The sequence below is a fragment of the Limosilactobacillus avistercoris genome (assembly GCF_014836425.1).
Taxonomy (GTDB): domain Bacteria; phylum Bacillota; class Bacilli; order Lactobacillales; family Lactobacillaceae; genus Limosilactobacillus; species Limosilactobacillus agrestimuris.
Map to the genome: position 1 here is coordinate 116,852 of NZ_JACSQW010000003.1, position 7,943 is coordinate 124,794.

Here is a 7,943-nt window from a genome sequence, read left to right on the forward strand (position 1 = left end):
GCTTATTGATACCGCTTGGCAATATCTGTTGCTAAAGCTCCTAACTCACTCTGTAGTTTTTTAAGGTTAAAGTCATCATTGATTGTTAAATCATCCTGTGCCGCTAACTCTAGTCCAGCGGTACCACCAATATCATCTACAATTCCTTTACCATTACCATCAATAACTTTTGGTTCAACCGCAGTTAAACGATATCGTCGAGTTGGGGTAACTTTTTCAACTACTATATTAAATTTCCAAGAATCACCAAAATCATATTCAAGCGTCAGTCGATCACCCTGTTGTGCCTCACCAAGCCAATGAAGAGTGATATTTTCCCCACCATCAAGATATGGTAACTGGTAATTAACCTTATTCAACTGCAGATTATAGAGGTGAGAACCAGTTGCCTGAAAACTCGCCATAATATAATAACAAAGTTCATCCAGTCTAGTTTCCCCGTTAAATTGGAAACGTCGCCACATGCTAGGTTGGTAATCAGCTAATTCAACTCTAACTTGGTACTGAAGTTTGCGATAGTGGTGCGCATATTTTAGTAAGGAACGGCGCCGTGCAAGTTCTGACTCTGCGCTATGGAGCATCCTTTCTAAACGGTAACCATCCTTGGCTGGAGTAGCATTATCAATTGCCTGGTTTAACGCCTGACTAAACTGATCAAAATCAGCATTGCTAAACAAATCTTGACGTTTAAAGAACCGACCTAATTCACGAAATGCAGTCCCCATTCCCCGGTATTTTGAAGTGGTTACACGTTCGTTATTCCGTGTTCCATAGTTATAAACGTAATAGTAAATTGCTGAAACATCATCAAGGATCGTGTTGCCACTTTCTGCAAGGTATGATAGGTAATCCATCGCGTAATCGGTATCCCGATCAATAATCTGGTCACTCTTCCCTAGTCTTTCCAAGGAAGATTGATAGTCTTGAATAATTTCTTCGCTAACTTCTGATTCATTCATGACATCATTTAACGATTTAGATTGATATAGGTAGCGTCGATTATGTTCATTCAATTTTGGATGAGCGGCAAGGGCAAAGTCATTCATCACGTAGTTTTCAAAAAGCCCCGTCGCTGTTTGAACTTTATTTGTCTCGATATCCTGTAACTTAAGGTTTTTCATTAATGCCAATGAAATAGCAGGATTGCTTGGATCATCATCCCACTGAACAATATCCGGGCGGGTTAACAAGTTCTGAAAGATTTGTAACCGTTGCTGGAGTGCAGGGTCAATTGGTTGAACAAACTCCACTTGTTTTAGTTGCTGTTCACGAATCATCCGAATTTTAACTCGTGGTACTGGTAAAGACTCTAGTAGTCGGATCAATTCACGTTTAAAAGCCGCAGTGAACGAGCGTGGATCACTAAATTGTTGAGGATGACGGACAATTACCGGTAAAGATAAAAGATTATTCATCACAATCATAAAGTCCCCTGTTGCTCTAACAGACCATGCATCGGTACTCATTAACCGCCGTCCATCACTTAGCCTCGTATTGGCATGTAAATGTTGAGCAACATTATTTTCAACTGCAATTAACATCAATATCACTCCCTCTTTCAAAACGTGTTTGACCTCTCAAGAACCCACGCTTATCTCTTATGTTTTCTCATTTACCTTTATTGTGACAGAATGGTTAAACGAAAACAAATATTCTAGACAATAAGCACAAAACTACTAAAATAATTAAGAAAACGCTAAATAATAAAGGAGTTACAAAAATGTTTGATTCGAGTAAATTAGATATTTTTGATCTCAAAAAAATCAAAATTAACCGGACTGCTAAGGAATTAGAAGAAGCGGGAAAAGAAAAACGGGCTAAGGTAAGTAGTGAACAATTAGCTAAATTTATCCCTGTCCACCGTGATCCCGTTGCAGCAATAAAAAAAACAGAATCTAAAATGGTCCAAGAATTCTTACCTCTGCGTCATGAACGAATGCTGGCAAGCAAATTCGCCTTTTTTCGCGGAACAGCAGAATTAATGGAATAGGATCTTAAGGAACAATACCAAAGTCATATTCCGCTAATTATCTGTGGAGATGCGCATGTCAATAACTACGGCTTTTACGCTTCCCCTGAACGGCAACTGCTTTTTGGCTTGAACGATTTCGATGAATCATGAATTGGTAACTGGGAAAGTGATCTCAAACGGCTACTAGTTAGCGCCCGACTGGCTGGAGAAAAAAACGGCTTTAATAATGAACAACTTGATAGCGTTCTCCATCTAATTACCAAAACCTATCGTCATAGTGTTAAGAGAAATAATAAGCTCAGTCTTTTTAAGCCATTATATTCATCATATGAAATTCACAATATGATGGCAGCTATTGATACAATGAACGATAGCGCTCATCAAATGAATAAGATCCTCCATAAAATTATCAAAAAGAGCACCCAAAGCAACTCAGAACAAATTGTTAAAAAGATGACTGAAACGGGAGAGAACGGACAATTACGGTTCATTGAAAATGCTCCCCGGGCAAAGCATGTCGATGCAGAAAAGTATGCCGAAATTCTTCAAGGCTTTGAACAATATCGTGATAATGTTCGTCAAGATATACGAATTTTCCTTGGTAACTTTAATATTACCGATATAATTCGCTATAGCGTTGGTGTTGGTAGTTTTGGAACTCGTTGCTACCTCGTCCTTTTAACTGGTAATGAGGGGGAGTCACCTTGTCCTCCAAATTAAAGAAGCAATGCCACTACGTTACAACTTGCTTCGCTTACCAACTACAGAAGCAATTAAAAACGGAGCGATGGCAGGACGCCGGATTGTAACGGCCCAACGAACACTCCAATCTTCCTCTGATCCCTTTCTTGGAAGCACTCGTTTTGGTGGACGAAGCTACTATATTCGTCAGTTCCGTGACATGAAAGAATCAATCAAGATGGATAAGCTTGATTACGAAAGTTTTAACCTTTACTGTCAGATCTGCAGTTCACGATTAGCAATGGCGCACTTTCAAAGTCTAACCGCTCCAATGATTCGTGGATACCTAAAGGGGCAGAAAATATTAGATGACTCTTTTGTTGAGTGGACAAACGCCTATGCTAAACAGGTCGCTAGGGATTACGATGCTTTTCGTAACAGCTTACGGACCAATGAATAAGTTCTAAAAAAGAATTAGATTTCTTAAAGGTAGTGCAAACGATTGCACCACCTTTTTCTTAAGTGTGGTAAAATAGTTTTTGTAGATATTAAAGCGCTTACTTTTCAAGGAGGAAAATACAATTATGAATATTACTAAAGTGCCATTCGGGACTTATCAAGGAAAGCCAGTTACTAAGTATGTTTTGACTAATGATCATGGTGTTCAAGCAGGGATCCTGGACTTTGCCGGTCTTTTACAATCGTTTAAGGTGCCAACAAAAGATGGTGGCAAGGCTGATATGATCTTGACTTCTGAAAATCTCGATGAATTTACCAATAATGGATTCTGCACTAACCGGCTAATCGGTCGGGTTGCAGGACGAATCGCTGACGGTCAATTTGAAATTAACGGTAAAGAATACCATGTTGAACAAAATGAAGGTAAAAACACCCTCCATGGTGGTACAAATGGTTTCTACAGTTATATTTGGAATGTTGATTCCACTAATGAAACCGCAAATGAAGTATCCATTACCCTAAGTTTGACACTGACTGAAGAAATGGACACTTTCCCAGGCAAGATTCACGTTACCGCAACTTACACACTAGACAATGATGATAACTTAGCCTTGAAGTTCGGTGCAACTTCAGATGCTGATACACTCTTTAACCCAACCAACCACACTTACTGGAACATGGCTAAGGCAAGTGCCAAAACGGTTGATCAATTAAAGCTCTATGTTAACTCCAAGAACCACTTGGCTGTTGACGATGGTAAGATCCCAACTGGTGAAAAGCTCGCTAATGAAGGAACACCATTTGACTTTAGTACCCCAACTCAATTAGGTGATGCCCTTAAAGGAATGGCTTCAACTAAGGAAAATGGGTTTGATGATATTTGGGAAGTTGAACCTAGTCTTACCGAACCAGTTGCCACCCTTGAAGATCCTGAAAGTGGCCGGAAGATGACCCTTTATTCAGACCGGAATGCACTAATTATGTACACTATGAACTCTGACGATCCAGCAGTATATAACCACGGTGAAGTTCACCCTCACTTGGGAATTGCTATGGAAGCTCAAACACTTTCAGATGCTATTCACCATCCAGAATTTGGTGACATCACTCTTCATCCAAACGAAGAAAAGGACTACACAATTAAGTGGCATGTAGAATACTAAAATATAGTTAGAGTAATTAAAACAGCAGTTGCAATGAATGCAACTGCTGTTTTTTGATTATCCTTAAGCTAACAATTGAGACTACATAGTCGAGATCTGCTCGCCAGGGACTTGCTAGGACTAGCAAACTCCTTCCAAGGCGCAAGACGCCTTTGTCAGAAAATGGTCTATGCAATATAGCCGAAACGTGCTCGCCCCGACCGCACGCTCGAGCCTAACTTCGCCTGATTCCGATGCAAGTCATCGTTCATCAGGTTAGGTTTAGTCAACCGCGTGCTAATTTGTCGGGGCTCGCACTCTTATTTTAGAACCACCCGTTTTTTTCGATATTATTGGTAGCCTTAACTGGAAGTTTAACAGGACCGAGGTCGGTTGGTTTTAGAACGACGCTACCGACAGATTGTCCCTTCTTAATGGGAGCCTTTAATTGATGAGTTAAGGATTGATCATCTTGAGCAACCTTTAGACTAGCCTCTACTTTATTTAGAGCAGTCCCTTTAGGAAGCCAAATAGATACTGGTTTTGCTAATTTTAGTCCAGTCCTATGCTTATCCTTAGCATGAACAACATGAACGCTTTGAACATTTTTTGGTAATTGCTTCAGAGATGTAATTTGGACTGGTTGATAAAGATCAGTTAGTTTCTCGTAAAATTCCTGAGCATCCTTTGATTGGGCATTCCAATCTCCCTTAGTATGAAGAGCAACGACAATCACCCGACGACCGGCAAACATCCCTGTGGAAATAATACACTTACCTGCCGTGTCTGTATTTCCTGTCTTCAAGCCATCAATGGTTCCGTTCTTTGGTGCAAATCCATTTTCAGGTAACAATGAATTAATATTTATCATATTGTATTCCTGATTAGCACTAACTCTAAAGTTAGCAAATTTTGTTTTCGTAATCTTTAGTGAATCCGGATAATTATCAATCAAGTATTTTGAAATTAAGGCCATATCTTTGGCTGAGAATTGGTTTTCGGCCGTCTTCTTTACACCCTTTAACCGGTTCTTCCCTAAATCACCGTTAGCAAGGCCAATCATATTATAGATTTTTGCATCGGTGACCCCAGCTTTTTTCGCTACTGCCTGCATTTTCTTATTAAATGCCGCTGTGCTTCCGGCATCCGCTAATGCTAACGCTTCTGCACCACCATCTGCTGAGACAATCATCATTGATTCAGCGAGTTGACGAACCGTGTAACTCTCTCCAGCATTTAATGGAACATTAGAAAAATGCCAATCATTAGCAACCTTAGCAACTGCAGGTGTGATCTTAACTTTTTGGTTCCAACTTAAATGATGTTTTTTCACATCTTGCTCAATTACCGCTAACGTAAGCACCTTAGTTAAAGATGCAATTGGGTAGGTCTTATTTGCATTCTTTTGGTATAAAACTTGTCCAGTCTCGGCATCAATTGCGTAAGCCGCCCGAGCGTTCAAATTTAATTTAGTTGTATCTGCCTTAACTGTATTGGCTATCCCCATAATAGCTACATTTACAGTTAAAATAGCAACAAGAATCATCATTAATACTTGTTTTATTTTCTTCATCACACTATCTTTTCCCTCTCTCAAAAATATCAACCTCCATAATATCGCATTTAGGTGTTATGAAGATGAAATTTTAACAACTTCTATAAAACATTCAACGTATTTATTTAAAATCTCCTAATAATTAGGTTAAAGGGCGTCCCTTTTTACAAAATTACTGGTATGATTGTTTAATGTTATCAAATTAAAGGAGAGTTTTCACCATGCGTTCATCGCGCCATCAACGATTAAACCGTCGTAAAGTAGTAGTATTTATTTTAATTATTCTTGCTGCATTCTGGGGAATTCATCATTTCACCGCAACAAGTTCCCGACTCAAATCTGCCTGGAATAAGATTGTTTATACTTCAAATAATAATGTTGCTATTGCCGTCTATTCGCCGAAAACTCACCGAACATATACCTCATCTAATGTTCCGGGACATAAATTTCGCATGGCAAGTACCGTCAAGGTAAGTATTCTTGCCGGTCTCCTAATTAAACAAAATGGTTTCCTTTCCTCACACCAAAGTTCTTTAGCCAAGCAAATGATCGAAGCAAGTGATAATAATTCAACAAATGAACTATTTGATGATTTAGGTGGTCGGGAAGGTCTCCAATCTACGTTTGATCAATTTGGGATGACTGATTCGACTGCTAATACATCTTGGGGACTTAGTACAACTACCCCTAAAGACCAGATTAAACTTCTTAATAATATTTTCTATAAATCAAAAATTCTTTCCCAAAATTCCCAACAGTACATTAATAACTTAATGAGTAATGTCGAGAGTGACCAGCTCTGGGGAGTTTCAGCTTCAAGCAATCATTTTGCCTTAAAGAATGGTTGGCTCGAATATGGTAAAGAAAAGTGGATCATTAATAGTATTGGTTACGTTAAAACCGAGAGTGGTAATTCATACACTATTGCAATGTACAGTGATAAAAACCAATCCATGCAAACTGGTGAAGAAGTCCTTAACCAACTTGCCCGCGTTACAAAGCCAATTTTAAATTAGAATTTTATTACTACATTATAGGTAGCCACTGAACTTTAATCGGCTGAAGTTCAGTGGCTATTTTATTGGGGAAAGTTAGATTGAGCTATAATAGATATAATACGGTTTGTGTCATTTTAAGTAAGGAGAAGTTTAAATGGACATTCAATCAAACATGCTAAAGCTTGCTGATGGTAATAAAATTCCCCAAGAAGGATTTGGCCTTTACAAGGTTACCGATCAAGTAACCATGAATAATTCAATCCAAGCAGCTTACCAAAATGGTTATCGCCTTTTCGACACCGCTCAACTATACAGAAATGAAAAAGAGGTTGGTCAAGCTTTTAAGGATTTAAGTATTTCCCGGGAAAACATTTTTGTAACTACGAAAGTTTCTGAAGCCAACCAGGGTTACCAAAGTACAATTGATTCCGTAAAGGAGTCATTAAAGAAGCTGCAGATGGATTACGTTGATCTACTACTAGTCCATTGGCCAATTCAACGAGCCTTTTTCGACACTTGGCGGGCTTTTGAAGATCTTAAAAAAGATGGGTTAACCAAATCAATCGGTGTTAGTAACTTTCAGATTATTCACCTTCAATATTTAGCAACCCAGGCTAACGAAATGCCGGTAGTTAATCAAATTGAACTTCATCCACGACTAACTCAAAAACCAATGCTTAAATATGACCAGGAACACCAAATTATCACCCAGGCTTGGAGTCCCCTCGGTCGGGGTGCCGTGCTTGATATTCCTGAGCTAAAATCAATTGCTAAACGATATAACAAATCAACTGCTCAAGTTATTTTGCGTTGGCACCTCCAAAATGGTGTTTCATTTATTCCAAAATCTGTTCATCCCGAACGAATTAAGCAAAATGCTGATATCTATGATTTCGAGCTATCGACAGATGAAATGAACCAAATTGATGCTCTCAACCAATACCTTCGCACCGGCCGTGAGCCAGAATTAACTTACGAAAATAACCACCAATATTAATTACTCATCAAAGGCTTCTTGGAATGGATCTCAATATCATTTCTGGAAGCCTTTAAATGTTTGGCAGATTGTAAAATTTAAGTTGAACATTTTAGTGGACAGAAAAACCCATAAAGGTCTTTAATGGTGTCGCTAAACA

The 7,943-nt window shown here is 38.8% G+C and carries 5 protein-coding genes and 1 pseudogene; 4 read left to right on the forward strand and 2 right to left on the reverse strand.

The genetic code is table 11. The features are described from left to right. Positions 1–2 precede the first annotated feature (2 nt). Positions 3–1,541 (reverse strand): plasmid pRiA4b ORF-3 family protein, encoded by a 1,539-nt coding sequence (locus H9564_RS02005; protein ID WP_191683875.1) that lies wholly within the window; start codon positions 1,539–1,541, stop codon positions 3–5. A gap of 179 nt (positions 1,542–1,720) precedes the next feature. Between H9564_RS02005 and H9564_RS02010 the strand changes: the two are divergent. Further along, positions 1,721–3,113: pseudogene (locus tag H9564_RS02010) on the forward strand (DUF2252 domain-containing protein). A gap of 124 nt (positions 3,114–3,237) precedes the next feature. Next, positions 3,238–4,275, forward strand: coding sequence for an aldose epimerase family protein (locus H9564_RS02015; protein ID WP_191683876.1), 1,038 nt, complete (start codon positions 3,238–3,240; stop codon positions 4,273–4,275). A gap of 304 nt (positions 4,276–4,579) precedes the next feature. Here the strand turns inward: H9564_RS02015 and H9564_RS02020 are convergent, their stop codons facing one another. After that, positions 4,580–5,827 carry a D-alanyl-D-alanine carboxypeptidase family protein gene (locus H9564_RS02020; RefSeq protein ID WP_191683886.1) on the reverse strand — a complete coding sequence of 416 codons (1,248 nt, stop codon included), beginning with the start codon at positions 5,825–5,827 and terminating at the stop codon, positions 4,580–4,582. A gap of 203 nt (positions 5,828–6,030) precedes the next feature. On the opposite strand from H9564_RS02020, the gene H9564_RS02025 reads away from it, so the two are divergent. Both H9564_RS02025 and H9564_RS02030 read left to right on the forward strand, forming a co-directional pair. Further along, entirely contained in the window at positions 6,031–6,825 is a 795-nt protein-coding gene (locus H9564_RS02025; RefSeq protein WP_191683877.1) for a serine hydrolase, read from the forward strand. A gap of 136 nt (positions 6,826–6,961) precedes the next feature. Next, positions 6,962–7,804 carry an aldo/keto reductase gene (locus H9564_RS02030; RefSeq protein WP_191683878.1) on the forward strand — a complete coding sequence of 281 codons (843 nt, stop codon included), beginning with the start codon at positions 6,962–6,964 and terminating at the stop codon, positions 7,802–7,804. The last annotated feature ends 139 nt before the right edge of the window (positions 7,805–7,943 follow it).